Origin of the sequence: Haloarcula onubensis (assembly GCF_031624605.1) — an archaeon.
Taxonomy (GTDB): Archaea; Halobacteriota; Halobacteria; order Halobacteriales; family Haloarculaceae; genus Haloarcula; species Haloarcula onubensis.
Genome location: NZ_JAMQOS010000004.1, coordinates 414,019 through 432,912, shown reverse-complemented (window position 1 = coordinate 432,912; position 18,894 = coordinate 414,019). Strand labels below are relative to the sequence as shown.

Annotated in this window: 15 protein-coding genes; 5 read left to right on the top strand and 10 right to left on the bottom strand. The window is 68.5% G+C overall.

The window, feature by feature from the left end; all coding sequences use genetic code 11:
* Window positions 1–159 precede the first annotated feature (159 nt).
* Window positions 160–2,235: a hypothetical protein gene (locus tag NDI86_RS14310; RefSeq protein WP_310901118.1), complete on the bottom strand. Its 2,076-nt coding sequence runs from the start codon at window positions 2,233–2,235 to the stop codon at window positions 160–162.
* 162 nt (window positions 2,236–2,397) lie between these two features.
* Between NDI86_RS14310 and glyA the strand changes: the two genes are divergently transcribed.
* The gene (gene glyA, locus NDI86_RS14305) at window positions 2,398–3,645 is read left to right on the top strand and encodes a serine hydroxymethyltransferase (protein WP_310901117.1); all 1,248 of its coding nucleotides are present in this window, start codon (window positions 2,398–2,400) and stop codon (window positions 3,643–3,645) included.
* A gap of 25 nt (window positions 3,646–3,670) precedes the next feature.
* Here the strand turns inward: glyA and NDI86_RS14300 are convergent, their stop codons facing one another.
* Both NDI86_RS14300 and NDI86_RS14295 read right to left on the bottom strand, forming a co-directional pair.
* Window positions 3,671–5,110, bottom strand: a complete 1,440-nt coding sequence (locus tag NDI86_RS14300) for a sulfatase family protein (protein WP_310901116.1) — start codon at window positions 5,108–5,110, stop codon at window positions 3,671–3,673.
* Window positions 5,110–6,567 carry a sulfatase family protein gene (locus NDI86_RS14295; RefSeq protein WP_310901115.1) on the bottom strand — a complete coding sequence of 486 codons (1,458 nt, stop codon included), beginning with the start codon at window positions 6,565–6,567 and terminating at the stop codon, window positions 5,110–5,112. The genes NDI86_RS14300 and NDI86_RS14295 overlap by 1 nt, the downstream gene beginning before the upstream one ends.
* A 355-nt stretch (window positions 6,568–6,922) precedes the next feature.
* On the opposite strand from NDI86_RS14295, the gene NDI86_RS14290 reads away from it, so the two are divergent.
* On the top strand, window positions 6,923–7,816 hold the full coding sequence (locus NDI86_RS14290; protein WP_310901114.1) for a bifunctional methylenetetrahydrofolate dehydrogenase/methenyltetrahydrofolate cyclohydrolase: 894 nt from the start codon (window positions 6,923–6,925) through the stop codon (window positions 7,814–7,816).
* Between the two features lie 75 nt (window positions 7,817–7,891).
* Entirely contained in the window at window positions 7,892–8,266 is a 375-nt protein-coding gene (locus NDI86_RS14285; protein ID WP_310901113.1) for a DUF5789 family protein, read from the top strand.
* A gap of 12 nt (window positions 8,267–8,278) precedes the next feature.
* Here the strand turns inward: NDI86_RS14285 and NDI86_RS14280 are convergent, their stop codons facing one another.
* Genes NDI86_RS14280 through surE form a run of 5 tightly spaced genes read right to left on the bottom strand, consistent with a single transcriptional unit; the run spans window position 8,279 to window position 12,642 of the window.
* Window positions 8,279–8,998 carry a DUF7117 family protein gene (locus NDI86_RS14280; protein WP_310901112.1) on the bottom strand — a complete coding sequence of 240 codons (720 nt, stop codon included), beginning with the start codon at window positions 8,996–8,998 and terminating at the stop codon, window positions 8,279–8,281.
* 22 nt (window positions 8,999–9,020) lie between these two features.
* On the bottom strand, window positions 9,021–9,731 hold the full coding sequence (locus NDI86_RS14275) for a carbonic anhydrase (RefSeq protein WP_310901111.1): 711 nt from the start codon (window positions 9,729–9,731) through the stop codon (window positions 9,021–9,023).
* A gap of 60 nt (window positions 9,732–9,791) precedes the next feature.
* Window positions 9,792–10,718 carry a DMT family transporter gene (locus NDI86_RS14270; RefSeq protein ID WP_310901110.1) on the bottom strand — a complete coding sequence of 309 codons (927 nt, stop codon included), beginning with the start codon at window positions 10,716–10,718 and terminating at the stop codon, window positions 9,792–9,794.
* A gap of 34 nt (window positions 10,719–10,752) precedes the next feature.
* Window positions 10,753–11,802, bottom strand: coding sequence for a flippase-like domain-containing protein (locus NDI86_RS14265; RefSeq protein WP_310901109.1), 1,050 nt, complete (start codon window positions 11,800–11,802; stop codon window positions 10,753–10,755).
* A 48-nt stretch (window positions 11,803–11,850) separates the two neighbouring features.
* Window positions 11,851–12,642: a 5'/3'-nucleotidase SurE gene (gene surE / locus NDI86_RS14260; protein WP_310901108.1), complete on the bottom strand. Its 792-nt coding sequence runs from the start codon at window positions 12,640–12,642 to the stop codon at window positions 11,851–11,853.
* A gap of 264 nt (window positions 12,643–12,906) precedes the next feature.
* On the opposite strand from surE, the gene katG reads away from it, so the two are divergent.
* Together katG and NDI86_RS14250 are read left to right on the top strand one after the other, a co-directional pair.
* Entirely contained in the window at window positions 12,907–15,030 is a 2,124-nt protein-coding gene (gene katG / locus NDI86_RS14255; RefSeq protein ID WP_310901107.1) for a catalase/peroxidase HPI, read from the top strand.
* 378 nt (window positions 15,031–15,408) lie between these two features.
* Entirely contained in the window at window positions 15,409–16,557 is a 1,149-nt protein-coding gene (locus tag NDI86_RS14250; protein ID WP_310901106.1) for a hypothetical protein, read from the top strand.
* Window positions 16,558–16,600: 43 nt separating this feature from the next.
* Here the strand turns inward: NDI86_RS14250 and NDI86_RS14245 are convergent, their stop codons facing one another.
* Both NDI86_RS14245 and NDI86_RS14240 read right to left on the bottom strand, forming a co-directional pair.
* On the bottom strand, window positions 16,601–18,022 hold the full coding sequence (locus tag NDI86_RS14245; protein ID WP_310901105.1) for a small ribosomal subunit Rsm22 family protein: 1,422 nt from the start codon (window positions 18,020–18,022) through the stop codon (window positions 16,601–16,603).
* Window positions 18,019–18,753, bottom strand: a complete 735-nt coding sequence (locus NDI86_RS14240; RefSeq protein ID WP_310901104.1) for a prephenate dehydrogenase/arogenate dehydrogenase family protein — start codon at window positions 18,751–18,753, stop codon at window positions 18,019–18,021. Before NDI86_RS14240 ends, NDI86_RS14245 begins: the two co-directional genes overlap by 4 nt.
* Window positions 18,754–18,894 lie beyond the last annotated feature (141 nt).

The following is an 18,894-nucleotide window of genomic DNA, read 5'->3' as shown; positions in this document are numbered from 1 at the left end:
TTCTCATTGAATTCGCCGACAATTCTGTCATATCGACCATCAAATCAGTACAAATATATCTAACAGATACCAATATTATGTACGTATTCCTGACAATAACAACGTCCGAACACGATGGTTCGATTTGGACTATCCTGAATCTGACTGGTACGTAACTAGTCAGAAACCCGGATTCAATCTAGCAGCGAGGTCCTCGGACCAGTGGAAGTCGCCCTCGAAGATGACGGGCAGGGAGTTCGACTCGAGCGTGTCGACGAGCGTCGCCGCGGAGACGGTGTACTCGGTCGCCGTTCCGTTGAGCGCCATCCCGTCGTCGACCGGCAGGTCGTAGCTCTCGCCGGCCCCCTGTGGCGTCATCACCTCGCAGGTGAGTTCGTAGCCGTCGTCGGTCTCGCGCACCTGGACGACGACGGGGTCGGTCGGCCCCGGCAACAGCGCGTACGTCCCGTCGCCGACGACGGCGTAGTCCTTGCTCATCACGATGCGGCGACGGGCCAACTGGAGCGCGCGCTGGATGCTGAACCCGTTCGAGAGCAACCTGGCGAAAGCCGTCCCGACCATCGCGGCGTGGCTGTCGAGCACGTCGGCGAACGTGACGGCCCCGGCCACGGAGCCCTGTTCGATGAGGTCGAGGCCCTGCTTGTAGGAGCCACAGGCGTTCAGGAAGAAGGTCCGCGTGCGCGACGCCGACAGCGAGGCCATCGAGAGGGTGCCGTCGGGACAGCAGAGACCGTCGTCCTCGCAGTGGCCGATGAAGTGGACGAAGTCGTTCTCCGACTCGAAGACCGCGGCGAGTTCGGCCGTCGTCAACTGGTCGCGGACGGTGACCGCCATCGGGAGGTCGGCCGCGCGGTAAATCTCCGAGACGGCGTGGCGCTCGTCCGACATCTCCATGTCGTTCAGCACGACCGAGAGCTGGAGCCGGTCGCTCTCTTTCTCCCGGTAGCGGTAGCGGTTCTCGTAGGCCGAGGGCGTCGTCTTGAACGCGTCGATGGGCGTGCCGGGCGCGAGCCAGCCGTGGACGCGCCCGACGCCGCCGGTCGGTTCGACCATCGCCGTCGGCCCGGCCGCGCCGCGGGTGTAGGAGTCCGAGAGCGTCTTCTCCAGGAGGTCACACCGCTCCAGGCGGGAGCCCTCAGAGAGGTAGATGAGCGAGAGTTTGTCCAGCAGGAAGGGCAGACAGCGCGCCCGTTCGAGCGACGGCTGGGTGTGCGTCGAGAGGTGCCACTCCGGCACCGCCGCGTCGACGGCCTCGGCCGGCGTCTCCAGGTAGCGCTCCAGGCGCCCCGCGGGCGAGAGCGAGCGCACCGTCTCCGGGTCCAGCGAACACTGCGCCAACAGCTCCGGGTCGGACTCGGGGTTCATCCGGCGGACCAGACAGTCCAGGTAGAACAGCCGCCGGACCATCGACCCGACCTCGTCCTGGAAGTCGGGGAGCGGGGCAAACTCGTGGCGGACGGCCGCGTCCTCCGCGGTGAGCACGGCTCGCGTCCGGTCCTCGACGCTCACGTCGGCACCCAGATAGTACGCCAGCGGGGCCGCGACGAACAGCGACTCCACACACCGCGGCACCCGGAGTTCGATGTCCGTCTCCGGCTTGGTGTTTGCCAGTTCCGTCGGGATAGACACGTCCGGTCCGGTCGTCAACAGCGGCGGGTGGCCCCGCTGGCCCGGGTGAGAGCGGGACGGACTCAGCGTGTGATGGGCCACACTCAGATGTGAGATGCCGGTCGCCAGCCCCGCGGGCGTCTCGGGCACCTGGATGTGCGCCGGCCCGATAGAGGTGGACTCGCCGACGCCGACGGTGACCTGCTGTGAGTCCCACAGCGACAGCACCGTATCGCCGTCCGTGGGACGCAGCGAGGCCGGCCCGTCGAAGCGGACGTGGACGCGCCCCTGCTGTGTCGCGAGGGGGCTCTGCCCGCGGGCGCCCCCGGTCGTCCGGGCGGTCACCGAGAGCAGGTACGCGCCCTCGGGGAGTTCCGACGGGCTAGTCAGTGTGTACTGGGCGTCGCAGTCGAGCGCCGCCACCGTCGGGTCGGTCCCCGGGACGCGCAGGCGGGCGGTCCGGCCGCTGACACAGTCCGTCGTCGCCCGAGGCACCGCGTCCGGCCGACACTCCCGGCGGTCGTCGAGTTGCGCCAGCACTGTCGATACTCCTGAGCGGCCCTGCCGTGCAGTCTCGGCCGCGGCCCCTTGCTCCGCGGCCGTGTCTGCCACCCCCCAAGAAACCATGTGCTACCTACTGTGGGCTTATGCATTATATACGTACTGATAACCCGTTAAGCATTTCCTACTGACATATTTTGGGCTCTGGTGCGGCCCGCTATCTGCCAGCCGCTCACACGCTCGCGGTCAAAGGGTAGATTATTGACGTGCGGGTTCCGACCCACGTACATGAGCTACGACACCGTCCGCGAGACGGACCCCGCCGTCGCAGACGCCCTCGAAGGCGAACGGGCGCGACAGAACGATACGCTGGCGATGATAGCGAGCGAGAACCACGTCTCGGAGGCCGTCATGGAGGCCCAGAGCTCCGAACTCACCAACAAGTACGCCGAGGGCTACCCCGGCGAGCGCTACTACGGCGGCTGTGAGTTCGCCGACGAGGTCGAGCAACTCGCCATCGACCGCGCCAGGGAGCTGTGGGGCGCCGACCACGTCAACGTCCAGCCCCACTCGGGCTCGCAGGCCAACATGGGCGTCTACCTCGGTGTTCTGGAGCCCGGCGACAAGATTCTCTCCTTGGACCTGACCCACGGCGGCCACCTCTCGCATGGCCACCCGGCGAACTTCGCCGGCCAGGTCTACGAGGTCGAGCAGTACGAGGTCGACGCCGACACCGGTTACATCGACTACGAGGGCCTGGCCGAGCAGGCCGAGGAATTCGAGCCCGACATCATCGTCTCGGGCTACTCCGCCTACCCTCGCGAGGTGGACTTCGAGCGCATCCAGGAGACCGCAGACGCCGTCGGCGCCTACCACCTCGCCGACATCGCACACATCACGGGCCTCGTCGCCGCCGGCGTCCACGAGTCGCCCGTCGGCGTCGCCGACTTCGTCACCGGGTCGACCCACAAGACCATCCGCGCGGGTCGGGGCGGCATCATCATGTGCGACGAGGCGTACGCCGACGACATCGACAACGCAGTCTTCCCCGGCTCGCAGGGCGGGCCCCTCATGCACAACGTCGCCGGCAAGGCCGTCGGCTTCGGCGAGGCCCTCGAACCCGAGTTCGAAGAGTACGCCGCCCAGACCGTCGCCAACGCCAAGGCGCTGGGCGAGCGACTCAAAGAGCACGGCCTGGACCTCGTCTCGGACGGGACGGACAACCACCTCGTCCTCGTCGACCTGCGTCCCTCCCACCCCGACACGACCGGGAAGGAGGTCGAAGCCAGTCTCGAAGAAGCGGGCATCGTGCTGAACGCCAACACGGTCCCCGGCGAGACCCGTTCGGCCTTCAACCCCTCGGGCATCCGCGCCGGCACGCCCGCGCTCACGACGCGTGGGTTCGACGAGGACGACTGCCGCGAGGTCGCGGACCTCATCTATCAGGTCGTCGAGGCGCCGGGCGACGACGACGTGGTCGCCGAGGTCAGCGAGCGCGTCGACGAACTCGCCGACGAGTACCCGCTGTACGAGTAATCCGACCCGTTCTCCGGGGTCTCAGTCACCCCGTCAGGTGCCGCGTGGTGAACTGCGCGATGGGGTCGCCGGTCTCGCGCATCCAGTCGGCCAGTCGCTCTCGTAACCGCGTGCGAACGTCGCGGTAGTCGGGGTGGTCGACCAGGTTCTGTAGCTCCCCCGGGTCCGCGTCGAGGTCGTACAGTTCGTCGATATCGGGCGCGTTGAAGACGTACTTGTAGCGCTCGGTCCGGACCATCCGCTGGGAGTACAGCCCCATCTCGTCGCCGTGGTACTCGCCGAAGACGGCCTCCCGACCCGCCGCTTTGTCCGCGTCCCGCAGGGCGGGCCAGAGGCTCTGTGCGTCGATGTCGTCGGGCACCGGCGCGTCGGCGGCCTCCAGGAACGTCGGCATGAGGTCCAGCAGCGAGACGAGGTCGTCACAGACCCGTCCCTCGCCCTCGACGCCGGGCCCGGAGACGACCAGCGGGATGCGGTAGGTGTCGTCGTACATCATCGGTCCCTTGTTCCACTGGCGGTGGCCGCCGGTGAAGTCGCCGTGGTCCGACGCGTGGACGACCAGCGTGTTCTCGGCGACCCCCAGGTCGTCGAGCGCCGCCAGCACGCGGGCTATCTGGTCGTCGATGTGGTGCATGAATCCCATGTAGAGCGCTCGCAGGCGGTCCCACTCCTCCCGCGAGAGGGCCTCGACGCCGCGGTACTCGCGGTAGTTCGCCTGCACCTGGGGCTTCCCGTCGAAGGTCTCGGCGTCGGAGGGCCACGGCGCGAGGTCGTCGGGGTCGTACATCGAGGCGTAGGGCTCGGGGACCAGATACGGGTGGTGTGGCCCCTGGAAGTCGAGCCGGTGGAAGAAGGGCTCGTCGACGGTGGCGAGGTGTTCCAGCCGCGTGATGGTCAGTTCCGCGTTGAACGCCGAGCGGGTCGCCGCCGGCGGAATCGGTAGCGTCCCGCCAAGCAGGTCCCGGGAGTCGTCGAACTCGGCGTACACCGGGTCACGCGGCTCTATCTCCTCGGGGTCGACGCCGTGGTCCCGCTGGTACCCCGCCAGCCCGGAGGCGAGGTGGGCGTCGTGGTGGTCGTCGCTCCCGCCGACGTAGTCGAAGCCGAAGTCCTCGGGCGTCTCCGTGCGACCCACGTGCCACTTGCCGACGTAGGCGTTCCGGTAGCCGGCATCCCGCAGCGCCGGCCCGAACGTCGGGGTGGTCTCGGCGAGGTTCGCCCGGACGGCGTCGGGTTCGTGGACGTTGTTGAGTACGCCGTGGTTGTGGGGGTACAGCCCCGACAGCAGCGACGCTCGCGCGCTGCTGCAGATGCTGATGGGCGTGAAAGCGTGGCTGAAGCGGACGCCCGCGTCGGCCAGTCCGTCGATGGCGTCGGTCTCGACGGGGAGCCCGTCCGGGTCGACGAGGTCGTGGCGCTCCTGGTCGGTCAGCAACAGGAGGACGTTGGGTCGCGCGTCGCTCATCAGAGATACCCGAGGTCGGCGAGTCGGTCCTCGGTCGCGTCGGAGACGTCGACGCTGCCGTCGGCCTCGGCCTCGTCGAAACTGCCCAGCCACTCGTCGAGCGACGCGGCCAGTTCGGCCGTCTGGCGCGGGTTCGCCGCCGAGATGTCGTGTTCCTCGCCCGGGTCGCCGCGGACGTCGTAGAGCCACTCCTGGCCGTCCGAGGCGCGGACGTACTTGTAGCCGTCCGTCCGGACGGCACGGAGGCGGCGCTGGTACTCGTAGAGCTCCGCCGGCAGGTCGTCGAACTTCTCCTCTAGCACGTCGATGGGCGGCTGTGGTCGCATGTACTCGGCGATGACCTGGTCCCGGGGCTCGGTGCCGCGAGTCGGGTGGAAAGACAGCGCCTGCGACGCCTCGCGCAGGTCGGGGGCGTCGATACCGGCCGCGTCGAGCAGCGTCGGCGCCAGGTCAGCGGTCTGGACGAGGCGGTCCGTACGGACGCCGTCGCCCGAGAACGCGCCGCCGTGGACGACGAGCGGGACGTGCAACACCGTGTCGAACAGGCTGTACTGGTGGCCCAGGAACCCGTGTTCGCCGATGTTCTCGCCGTGGTCGCTGACGGCGACGAACACCGTGTCCTCCCACTCGCCGGCGGCCTCCAGTTCGGCTCGAAGCCGCCCTATCTGTGTGTCGAGATACGATATCTCGGCGCTGTAGAGGGCCCTGACGACATCCCACTCCTCGTCGGTGTAGTCGAACTCGCCGACGTCGTACTCGCGGGGGTCCTGTCGCAGCGCCATCGCCCGGTCGTAGCTCCACCCCTCGGGGAGGAACTCGCGGGCGTACTCCGGCGGCGGGCGGTACTCCAGGTGGGGCTCGATACAGTTCGCAAACAGGAAGAACGGCGCGTCCGAATCCCGGCCGTCCAGCCACTCGGCCACCCAGTCGACCGTCGCCGCGGCGCCGTCGTCCGTCGCGTCGGTGTCGGTCACCAGGCGGCGCAGGCGCTCGAAGGCGGGTCCGCCGAGGTCGCTCTGCCGGACGGCGTTGGTCGCCCGGTGGGCCAGCGACCCGGCCCCGCTCCAGGCGTCGGTCCGCTCGGAGTCGTCGCGGTACGTGTCGAAGCCGTCCGTCATCCCGAACTCGTCGGTTATCCAGACGTTGTTCGAGACGCCGGCCGTCTCGTAGCCGGCGTCGGCAAAGGCGTCCACGACGGTCGGGTGCGCCCCGTCGAAGGAGGTGTGCTCGGCGTGCGTGCCGTGTTTCGACGGGTACGTCCCGGTGAACATCGAGACGTGTGACGGGAGCGTCCACGGGGCGGTCGTGAACGTGCTGGTGTACTCGGCCCCGGACTCGGCCAGCGCCGCGAGGTTGGGCGTCAGTTCGGGGTCGGCGGGCACCGTCTCGGCGGCGCGCATCGTGTCCATGACGAACAGGACGACGTTGGGCGCCGCGTGGGTAGAGGTATCTGACATATGTAGCGTCACATCCGTGACATCGAATTGATATACGCGAACACAGTCAGGTTGTGACGGCCACCGTACTAGGCCCTGGGCCTTGCACATATCGGGCGCTTATATATGTGAGTCGGCGTGGCGGAGGACAGTTCGGACGACTCAGGAACTCTACCACCGTATTAGTCCCCTTCGGGCTTGACAGTGGCTGTGGCGACGGCCACTGTTCGATGGCGGGGCAGTCCCGGCCTCGTCGATTGCGCTGAGAGTGTCGAGCGCCAGATGGCCGGCGAGAGCGCGTCCCCGATGTGTTACGGCGTGGCGGGTCCGTGGAGCGATAGTGACGCTTTTGGCCCGCGGGCGTCCCCGTTCTGGTATGACGGAGATAATCGACGGCAACGCCGTCGCCCAGTCGATACGGGACGACCTCGCGACGGCCATCGACCAGTTGGCCGACGCGGGCCACACCCCGACGCTCGCGACCGTGCTGATGAGCGACGACCCGGCCAGCGAGACGTACGTCTCGATGAAACAGTCCGACTGCGAGGAGGTCGGCATCGAAGCGTTAGACATCGAAATCGACCCCGCGGCCGACGCCGGGGAGCTGTACGACACCGTCGCCGACCTGAACGACGACGACGCGGTCAACGGCATCCTCGTCCAGATGCCGGTTCCGGACCACGTCTCGGACCGGCAGGTGCTGCGGGCCATCGACCCCGAGAAGGACGTCGACGGCTTCCACCCGGAGAACGTCGGCCGACTCGTCGCCGGCGACGCCCGCTACAAGCCCTGCACGCCCCACGGTATCCAGAAGCTCGTCGAGTCGGCGGGCGTCGAGACGGAGGGGAAAGACGCCGTCGTCGTCGGCCGGTCGGACATCGTCGGCAAGCCGATGGCGAACCTGCTCATCCAGAAGGCGCCGGGCGGGAACGCGACGACGACGGTCTGTCACTCCCGCACCGACGACCTCGCCGAGAAGACCCGTAATGCGGACATCGTCGTCGCCGCCGCGGGCGTCCCCGAGATGATAGACGGCGACATGATAGCCGAGGGCGCGACGGTCATCGACGTGGGTATCAACCGCGTCGAGGCCGACACCGAGAAGGGGTACGAACTCGTCGGCGACGTCGACTTCGAGAGCGCGAAAGCGCAAGCCGGCGCCATAACCCCCGTGCCCGGCGGCGTCGGCCCGATGACCCGCGCGATGTTGCTGTACAACACGGTCAAGGCCGCCGGACTGCAACACGACGTCGACGTGGACCTGCCCTGAGCGGTCGCTGAGCACCGGTAGTGGGCCTGCGACTGCAGGCACTAGTCTCGGCAACCGCGTCGCCGTACCCCTGCTATGGACGACCCTGCCCACGTCGAAGGTGTCGACTTCACGGCCATCAACCCAGTCCTCGAGGACATCACGTACCCGATAACCGCCGCGGAGTTCGTCGACCGATACGGCGACCGCACGCTCGGACGGACCAACGCCGACCCCATCGCGGTCGCTGACCTGTTCGAGTACATGGGCGAGGACACCTTCGAATCGAAGGGCGACGTCCGACAGATGGTCCTCTCGCAGATGCCCCGCAACAGCGAGGGACGGACGAACTACTCCGACCGCGGCGGCGCGACGCCGATGGAGACGGAGGCCGCGGAGGCCGCCACCGAACAGACGACCGCCGACCTGGAGCCCGGCGTGTCGACCGACCCGGACACCACACAGGAGTGAGTCTGCCGACCGTCACGTACCGGCGCCGTCCAGCCCCGAGAGCCAGTTGTCGGCGGTGACCGCGGCGCTCTCGTCGCCGTCGACGTACCGCCCGAGGTCCCGGGCGGCGTGCATGAGCCGGTTCGCGTCGGCTGGGTCGACGTCGCCGTCCAGCGCCTCGATTCGCTTGCGGTGGTCCCGGATGCGTCCCGAGAGCCGCCGGGCGTGGTCGTCCGGGTTGTCGTCGAGGTAGGTCCGGACGTCGCGCTGGTAGCCGTCGACGGCGTCGGCCATCGCCAGCCCGAACTCCGCGCGGAACTCCGCCGGGACCGCGTCGTGGCCGGGCCGCTCGCCCCGGTCCGCACCGCCGAGCAGGTCCAGGAAGTACAGTTCCGCCGCGTCACTCGGGCGGGCCAGCCTGGCGAACGCCGCGGCGACGGCACCGAGTTCGACGGCGGCGACGTACGTCTCGTCGAGCGGTTTCAGTCGGCCGGTGTCGATGAAGCCGCGTTTGCGGGTGTACTCGCGGCAGGTCGTCGCGACCTCCTCGGCCAGCTCGTCGGTCGTCACCCGGTCCACCTTGTTTCGCAGCGGCGTCAGGTCTAGCTCGACCGGACTGTCCGTGTGTTCCGTGCGGTCGTCGACGCCGACGCTCCGGAGGCACCCACACTCCGGACAGGCGACGGTCCCGGTGTCGTAGTAGGACCACCTGGTCCCACAGGACTTGCACTCGCGGTCCCCGCGGATTTTCATACTCGCTCTCGGGTCGCCGGCCTCAAGTCTGTTGTGCGGTCAGCGTCCGACCGTACTCCCAGAGGCGGCCGATGCGGTCGTCGATGTCGGGGTTCTCCTCACGCAGTGTCGCCACGTCGGTCTCGCCGTCGACGTTGATGACGTGGACCGTCCCCCGGCGGTCCGAGTAGACGTCCTGGAAATCGTACACCGCGCCGACGACGGTCACGTCCTCCGGGACGTCCTCGCTGTCGACCAGCCGCTGGACCTGGTGGTCGACGTTGTACTCGACGAGGTGGTTGATGGCGGCCACGTCCGAGAGTTCGTCCTCGGGGAGCACTTCGAGGGCCTCCTTGAGGTGTGGTTTCAGCTGTTCCAGGCAGTACTTCACCCCGCGGGGCTGGATGACGTCCTCGGTGAGGTACTGAAAGGCCGTGGTGACGGCGCCACAGCCGGTGTGGCCGACGACGATTGCGACTTTGGTGTCGGTGTTCCACAGCGGGAACATCACGTCGCCGGAGACGAGATGTCCCATGCTGGTGGGCTGTGTGACACGGTTCCCGATGTTACCGACGGTGAACAGCGTCCCGGGCACTTCGTTGCCCCACATGTCGTCCTGTAGCACGCGCGAGTCCGAGCAACAGACGGTGACCGCGTCCGGGAACTGGGTGTTCTGGATGTCGTCGAAGCGAGCGCCGGGCTTTGCCGCGTGTTCGGCGTTTCGCGCCAGCATCTCGACGACGGTCTGGTGCATAGCTCCCAAGACACGTGCGAGGGGGTATATTCTTTGGTGAAAATTTCGCCGGCAGCGGCCTTATCTGAATCCGAACCGGGCGAGCAGCGGCCCCAGTTCCGCGCGGACGGCCCGTCGTTTCAACAGGATGAACCCGGCGAAGATACAGCAGAAGCCGGCGATGTCCAGCCCGCCGAGTCGCTCGTCGAGGACGAGCCACCCCGATATCGAGGCGACCACCGGGACGGCGTACGTGACGAGGTTTATCTCGATGGCGCCGACGCGGGCGAGCAGGTCGAAGTATATCACGTAGCCGAGCGCGCTCGCGAACACGGCCAGATACACCACCGCGAGGAGGCCGGTGACAGTGACCTCGACGGCCGACAGCGACTCGCCGGGCAGGCCGAGGCTGATAGCGTGCAGGAGAGCGGCGCCGAGCGCCGTCGACCACGCGACCATCCCCTCCGAGGAGATGTCGCCGTCGAGGCGCTGGACCAGCACGCTCCCCAGGGCGACGGCGGCCGCGGCGAGCACCACCAGTCCCGAGGGTATCGCGGCGCCGCCGAGGAGGGCCGCCGGCGACGGCCGCGCCACCAGCGCCACCCCGAGGAAGCCGACGACCAGCCCGACTACTCCCACCGCAGTCAGTCGTTCCGAGGGCAGAAAGACCCGTGCGAACCCCGTCGAGAGCAGGGGGCTCACGCCGACCAGAATCGCCCCGACGCCGCTGGTCAGGTCCTGCTGGCCGACAAAGAGGAAGGCGTTGTACAGCGCGATGATGAGCGTCCCCTCGACGAGCAGTGTGAGCCGGTCCGCGCGGGTCCGGGGCAGCCAGTAGTCGCTCGAGGCCGCCGCGTAGCAAAGCATCACGAGGGCGGCCACGTCGTACCGGACGGCGGCGAACAGCACCGGCGGCAGCGTCCGGAGTCCGGCCTTGATAGCCACGAAGGCGGTTCCCCAGACGAGAGCGAGGAGGACGAACAGCGCGACCGCCCGACGCTTACTCATACTGCCATCTCCGTCGGCGCCCGGATAACAGTTCTCAGTCGAGCGCGTGCCAGACGGTCGCCGAGAGATACAGCGAGGCCAGCCCGCCCGCGGCGACGACCAGCCAGTAGGTCACCAGCCGGAAGACGATGACGCCGGCCGCGGCGACCGCCGGCGGCGTCGCGACGAGCAGCGAAATCGCCGCGGTCAGCCCGATTTCCGTGCTACCCAGCCCGCCGGGGGTCGGCAGCAGCGTCACCACTCCGGCGGCCGGCGTCAGGAACAGCGCGAGGCCGAGCGGTATCGACGCGCCGACGGCCAGCAGGCCGACGTACAGCGCCGCGGAGAAGGCGAGCCAGCCCAGCACCGCCACCGTCGCCGCGACGACGAGCCGGCGGGTCTCGCCCGTCGCCGTCCCGAACGCCGCCAGAAACGACTCGGTCCCCGACCGGACCCGGCCGGGCGCGAGCGACCGGTGGACCCGCACCGAGACCGTACCGAGCGTCGCTCTGAGGAGCCACGCGACCCGCTCGACGACCGTCGCGACCACGTGAATCCGGTAGGCGACGACGGCGCCGGTGACGACGGTCACGAGGACGATGGCGGTCAGCAGCGCGAGCACGAGCGTCGTCGGCAGTCCCGAGTACGGGTTCAACAATACGGCTATCAGACCGATTATCGCCACGCCGACCGAGCCGGCGAACACCAGCAGTTCGCTCGCCGTGACCGCCGCGAAGACGTCGCGAAAGCGCCGGTCGAGGTCCTCCGAGATGACGTAGGCCAGAATCGCCGAGCCCCCGGCGTTGCCCAGCGGGAGGACCTGCTTGCCGAAGGTGCCCGAGAGGTAGCCAAGCTGGATGCGCCGGGTCGGGAGCGACGCGTCGACCCCGGCGAGAATCGTCGTCGTCGTCAGGCTCCAGCACAGTTGTGCGAGCAGGGAGAGCGCGGCCGCCAGCGCCACGAGCGGCGGGTCCGCGGTGGCGAGGGCGTCGAGAATCGCGGCCGCGTCGAGCGAGAGGACGAGTCCGACCAGCAGGGCGAACGCGAGCGCGCCGCCCGCGAGCAGTCGGCCGTAGCCGGCCCGTTCCTTCGAAACCGTGGCCATCCTGTGTCTGTGATTTGGCGAGCGGTATCAATCCAGCGGCTCGGGAGTTCAGGCCGTCGGCTCGTAGCCGTCGGCCAGTTCGTCCAGCGCCTCGTGGTGTTCGGTCGTGTGTGGCGCCGTCAGGGGCGAGACGCTGACGGCGCCGTCGACGACGGCCCGGCGGTCGGTCCCCTCCGGGTCCGGAATCGACCCGTCGGCCATCCGCTCCCAGATGCGGTCGTGGAGGGTGACGGCGTCACCGTTGCGGTCGGCCGTCATCTCGTACTCTAGCGAGGGGCGTGTCACTTCCAGCGGGGCCGGCCCCCAGTCTGCGACGGGCGCGTTGACGTTGAGGTAGTCACACTGCTCGAAGACGCCCGCCGCGTCGGCGTGCCTGGCCAGGTAGGCCGTGGCCCGGACGGCCTCGTCGTAGCGCAACTCCCTGTCGTCGATGCTGGTGAAGTCGGTGTCCTCACGCACGGGGATGTACATCGAGGTCGCAATCGCCGGCACGTCGAAGAAGGTCGCCTCCACCGCGGCGCTGACCGTCCCCGACCGGCCCAGCACGTAGGCCCCGAGGTTGGCCCCGCGGTTACAGCCCGCGACGACGAGGTCGGCCTCCGGGACGAGCGACTCCAGGCCCGCCACCACGCAGTCCGCCGGCGTGCCCTCGACGGCGTAGCCCAGTTCGTGGCCCGCCACGTCGACCTCGTGAGAGAGCGCTCGTCCGACGGCGCTCTGGTCGGTGGCCGGCGCGACCGCCACCACCTCACCGACCGCCGTGAGACCGTCGTACACGGCCCTGAGTCCCGCGGCCTCGATACCGTCGTCGTTCGTCAGCAGAATGGTCGGCCCGTCCATACGGCGACTGTGGCCCTCGGTAGCAAAAAGCCACTGACTGCGTGGTAGCAATTGGCGCGGTGTCGGACCGACGGGCGCTGCCCCCGGCGCCCCGAACCGCCACGAGGGACGAAACCGCGGCTCGCGTCGGGGAGGTGGTACCGAACGCAGTTCGTACGGCGTGGGCGAACAAAAATTTTTAACGCTAACAAATTTCTTTAGCAGCTCCGAATATCTGACAGCCCATAGACAAATTTAACACGCGAATGGCGCAACCACTAGACGATGAATTGGTCCAACCAGGAGTGGTGGCCGAATCGACTGCGCGTCGACGTACTCGACCAGAACGCCCGCCGGGTCGGTCCGGTCGACGAGGCCTTCGACTACGCGGACGCGTTCGAGTCGCTCGACCTCGACGCGGTGAAGGCGGACATCGAGGACGTGATGACCACGTCCCAGGAGTGGTGGCCCGCCGACTACGGTCACTACGGCCCGCTGTTCATCCGGATGGCGTGGCACAGCGCCGGGACGTACCGCACCAGCGACGGCCGCGGCGGCGCCTCGGCCGGGCGACAGCGCTTCGCCCCGCTGAACAGCTGGCCGGACAACGCGAACCTCGATAAGGCGCGTCGGCTCCTCTGGCCCGTCAAGCGCAAGTACGGCCGCAACCTCTCGTGGGCGGACCTCATCGTCCTGGCCGGCAACGTCGCCATCGAGTCGATGGGCGCAGAGACCTACGGTTTCGCGGGCGGCCGCGAGGACGCCTTCGAACCCGACGAGGCCGTCGACTGGGGCCCCGAAGACGAGATGGAAGCGTCGGAACGCTTCGAAGACGACGGTACCGGCAGCGACCTCCGGGACGGCCTCGGGGCGACCGTGATGGGACTCATCTACGTGAACCCCGAAGGACCGGACGGTCAGCCCGACCCCGAGGCGTCGGCGGCGAACATCCGCGAGTCGTTCGGCCGGATGGCGATGAACGACGAGGAGACCGTCGCGCTCATCGCCGGCGGCCACACGTTCGGCAAGGTCCACGGCGCGGACGACACCGACAACCTGGGTGAGGAACCCGCTGGGGCCCCAATCGAGAAGCAGGGGCTGGGCTGGGAGAGCGAGCACGGCTCCGGCAAGGGGTCCGACGCCATCACCAGCGGTATCGAGGGCCCGTGGACCCAGGCCCCGGTGGAGTGGGACCTTGGCTACCTCGACAACCTGCTCGACTACGAGTGGGAGCCGGAGAAGGGGCCCGGCGGCGCCTGGCAGTGGCACCCGAAAGGCGAGGAACTCGAAGACACGGTGCCCGACGCTCACGACTCCTCGGAGACGCGGACGCCGATGATGCTCACGACGGACATCGCGCTGAAGCGGGACCCGGAGTACCGCGACATCGTCGAGCGGTTCCAGGACAACCCCATGGCTTTCGGCATCGCGTTCGCGAAGGCCTGGTACAAGCTGACACATCGGGATATGGGGCCACCGTCCCGGTTCCTCGGGCCGGAGGTGCCCGACGAGGAGATGCTGTGGCAGGACCCGCTGCCCGACGTGGACCACGGACTGGTAGGCGACGCGGAGATAGCACAGCTCAAAGACGAGATTCTGGAGTCCGACCTCTCCGTGCCCCAGCTAGTCCGGACCGCGTGGGCGTCGGCGTCGACGTACCGCGACAGCGACAAGCGCGGCGGCGCAAACGGCGCCCGCATCCGCCTCGAACCGCAACGGGACTGGGCGGTCAACGAGCCCGACGAACTGGCACCGGTACTGGAGACGCTCGGAGCTATCCGGGCGGACTTCAACGACTCGCGGTCCGACGGGACCAACGTGTCGCTCGCCGACCTCGTCGTGCTGGGCGGCGCCGCGGCCATAGAGCGGGCGGCGGCCGAGGCGGGCCACGACGTGAACGTCCCGTTCGAACCCGGCCGCGTCGACGCTTCGCCGGAACAGACCGACGTCGAGTCGTTCGAGGCGCTGCGCCCCGAGGCGGACGGCTTCCGGAACTACCTCGCCGACGATGTCGAGGACCCGCCGGAGGAACTGCTGGTGGACCGGGCGGAACTGCTGAACCTGACGGCCTCGGAGATGACGGTCCTCGTCGGCGGTATGCGGGCACTTGACGCGAACTACGAGGGGTCGGACCTCGGCGTCTTCACCGACAGCCCTGGGACGCTGACGAACGACTTCTTCGTGAACCTGCTGGAGATGGACACGGAGTGGGAGCCGTCCCCGTCGTCCGACCGCGTTTACGAGGGGGTCGACCGCGGGACGCGCGTCGACCTCATCTTTGGCTCGCACGCCCGTCTGCGAGCCATCGCCGAGGTGTACGCCAGCCCCGACGCCGAGGAGAAGTTCGTCCGCGACTTCGTGGACGCGTGGACGAAGGTGATGCGACTCGACCGCTTCGACCTCGACTGACGCCGGTCAGCCCGACAGGGCGTCTCGGCGTTCGAGCGTGGCGGGGACAGCCGCATTCTCACCCGCGATAGCCGGGCAGTCACCGTGTTGTCACGCTTCAAGCCGGGATTGCGCGGTCGAACCGCCCGTCGAGGGCACGTCCGTCGCTTCGTTGGCTCCTGTGGCCCTCCCGGCCCAGTCACCGCGCCTGCACGCCGATTATCAACGGGTAATATCCGGCCCGGTTCTCAGCTAAATTACACGACGAACGTAATCATTAATAATAGCAAACGTCCTGTCTGTGGCTGCCGTGTTACAGTCGCGAGGTGAAAGAGCGGGTTACAGCCGAGGGTCGAACGGGACTGCAGTGGCTCGTGCTGGAACGCGGCAGAGCAACACATGGGTCACAAGCACGACGAAGCGCGAACTACCGACGAACTATCTTCGAACACACGACTCCCCCTGGACCGACGCACCGCGCTGCGGGGCGCGGGGGCGGGCCTGGCCGCACTGGGTCTGGGCAGCTTCACGGCGAACGTCGCGGCCAAGCCGGGCAACGGGAACGGCGGCGGGAACGACAAGGACGGCGGCAGTGTCGGCACGAGCGCCGCGAACCAGTTCCGGTTCGCTGGCGAGCGCTGGCACATCCTCTCGGCGTCGTCCGACGCGGGGCAGAACACGTCGCCCGTCGAGACGCTGATGCGAATCGACGGCGTGAAACAGTCGAACAGCTGGCAGGACTCGCTCGTCTTCCAGCCGAGCCTGGAGACCAGCCTCCTGACGGACGTGAGCGTCAGCGGCGGGTCGGGAAGTTCCACCGCCGTCGCCGGTGTCCTCGGATGGATAGAGATGAGAGACACCGGAGCCGGGGAGGACGCCTGGCAGATGGTCACGGTGAACGACGACCTCGTCGAGCCGCCGACCGCGTCCAACATCACCGACGAGGGCGGGCTCGACGCGAGCAGCCCCGGTCGCGTACGCGAACTCGCACGGGGTATCGTCGCCGTCAACACGCGGAACCTCGGGCTGGAGTGGGACCTCGAAGCCCTGGTGGAGGCGGCGCTGGACGAGGTCGTGACGGTACTGGCGGCCATCGAAGCCGAGTATCCCGACTTCGCCGACTACCAGGCGACGCTGAACGACTTCGCGAGCTACGGCGACCACGAGGACTGGCTCGTGACGCTCGGGGTCGACCGCACGACCGCGGAGAAGTACAGCGCCAGAGCCACGGACGTCATCGGCTCCTGGAGCGCGTACGCCGACTTCGTCGGGACCGTCGCGACATCGTACGACGACGTGAAGGCGGCGCTGCTCGAACTGGACATCTTCTCGGCCATCTACCTCCAGACCAAGAGCGCGAACTCGTTCAACTTCGTCAAGACCGGGGCCGGTGGTACTCACGACGTCCGCCTGCGGGGGGCGCTGCACGTCTTCGTCGACCCGGACGACGACGCCGACGTGACGGCGAAGGCGATCGTCGGCAACCGCACGATGCTGGTGGAGCCGACGAAGATCAAGGCGCGGGTCAGCGGCCGCGACGAGGACTGACAGCGGCGCGATTGCGCTCCGAGCCCGCTTTTTTCGAACTGGATTACCGCGCCCGGTCGACCGTCGTCTCGCCGTCGACGACGACGTTGTACGCTTTCTCGTCGTCGTTCCACAGCACCAGTGCGTTCCGAATCGACAGCAGGTCGCCGTAGCCCGCCGTCCCGAGGTCGTCGTTCAGCAGCGACGGGTCGGTGACGACGGCGAAGTGGTCGGTCCGCTGACTGCCGTCGCCCAGCAGGTACAGCGGGTTGGCGTCCTCGCCGGAGAGGTCGTGAGAGAGTTTGATAGCCAGCAGGTTCACCCGGTCGGTGACGTAGCTCTCGGCGTCGGCCATCGGCGCGTGGGTGCTTCGGTCGGGCGTCATGTCGATGGCCCGCCGGTCGTCGGTCCGCAGGACGCTGTAGGCGTACTGCACGTCGACGTTGACGAACTCGCGGGTCCCGCCGGCGGGGTCGTCGAGGCGCTTTTGCATCGCCGGGACTTCGATATCCGGTTTCTTCTCGAAGGACCACGACTCGCTCGCGGGGGACTGGTGGGGCCACAGGCGGACGGTCGGCGCGTACACCGTCGCCGGGCCGTCGTCGGCGACGGCGCGCTCTGTCTCGCGGAGCCCGGTGGCGGTGTTCCTGTCGGCCGGTTCCAGCGCCAGGACGGTACCGTCCTCGGCCAGCACGTCGAGATACCGCTTCAGGACCGCCGCGGGTTCGTCGAGTTCGTTCAGGACGTTGCTGAAGAGGACGAGGTCGAACGGGCCGCCAGCGTCGACCTCGGCGTCGAGGTCGAACGCCTCGGCGGTCTCGCGGTGGACCGTCACGTCGCGGCTCCCGTCTGCGGGCTCCAGCAGGGCTTCGAGCACGTCGGCCGCCGCGCTCGGCTCGACGGCGTGGTAGTCCAGCAGGGCGTCCCCTTCGGCGGCGAGGTCCGCAAGCGCCAGGGCGGGGCCACCGACGCCCGCGCCCACGTCGAGGACGCGTAGCTGCGAGGGGAGCAGGCCGTCGGCCGCGAGGTCGGCCAGCGCGTAGGTCGCGACGGCGTAGTAGTCGGGCAGGTGATAGATTGCGTAGCCGTGAGCCGACAGGTCGTCGTACTCGACGTGGTCCTGTCTGAGATACCGCTCCTTGATGTCACGCACTCGCTCTCGCAACCGGTCGCCGCTGTCGCCCTCGGCCCAGCCGTCGCCGTAGGCGTCGGCGAGCAACTGCTCGACGCGGCGCTCGTGTTCGGGCGGGAACCGTTCGACGCCCCGCGCTGTGACCGCCAGCGGCCCCTCCGGTGCGGGCACGAAGGTCCCGTCCTCGCGCTCGACGACGGCGAGGTCCACGGCCTCCTCGCGGAGCACCTGCCGGACGACGGCGGGGTGGGGCTGGCCCTCGACGTACTCGAATATCTCCTCGGGGTCTATCGGCCGCACCGAGCGGAGATACTGGGCGTTCTCGCGTATCTGCTGTCGTGTCTCGGAGTTCATGGGAGTTCGTCGTACAGGTCGACGAAGGCGTCGTGGTCGGCGTCGGCCAGTTCCCGGGCGGCCTCGGCGACGGCGTCGGCGCCGTCGAAGGCGGCCTGGATGTCGGCGTAGACGTGGGCCTCGCCGCCCAGCACCTGCTCGACGAGCGACTGCAGCCCGGCCGAGACAGGGGTGTGGAACCGCTCGGGGACCTCCTCGGCGGCCATGGCGTAGGCGAGCACGGCAGCGTGGGCCGCCGCCTGTACGGACTCCATGGCCGCGTCGTGTTCTGCGGAGGTCGTCTCGAAGACGTCGTTGCCGGCGGCGCCGAGCGCGTCGAGGACGGCCTCGACGGCCGCGCCCCCGGCGGGCGTGACCGCCGCGACGTTACCCGGCGCGTTCGCGGGCGCAAAGAGGGGATGGAGACTCGCTCGCTGGCGGTCCGGCACCGTCTCGGCCATCGCCGCGAGGGGGTCGGTCATGCTCCCGGTCACGTCGACGACGGCGTCGGTGGCGAGGGGGGCGTACTCCTCGATGGCGACGCTGGCGACGGGCATCGGGACGGCGACCGAGACCACCTCGAACCGCTCCTCGGTGTCGGTCGGAACGGCCCGCCCGCCGACCGCCTCTGCGGCCCGTCGGGCGGCGGCGCTGTCGGTGTCGGTGAAGGCGACGGACGCGTCGCTGTGGTCGCGGAGCGTCCGGGCGAACCACTCCCCCATCGACCCGGCACCGACGACGAGGACGTTCATGAACCGAGCGTAGCCCGCGGCCTCTCAAAAGCGGTTCGGTCGGGGGAGCGCCCCTGGGGTAGCACAGCCGACGAGGGAGGGTTAGACTGGTGTCGAAACGCGTGCGGGCTGGTCGCTCGTCGCTCCTAAACGCTTATCCGT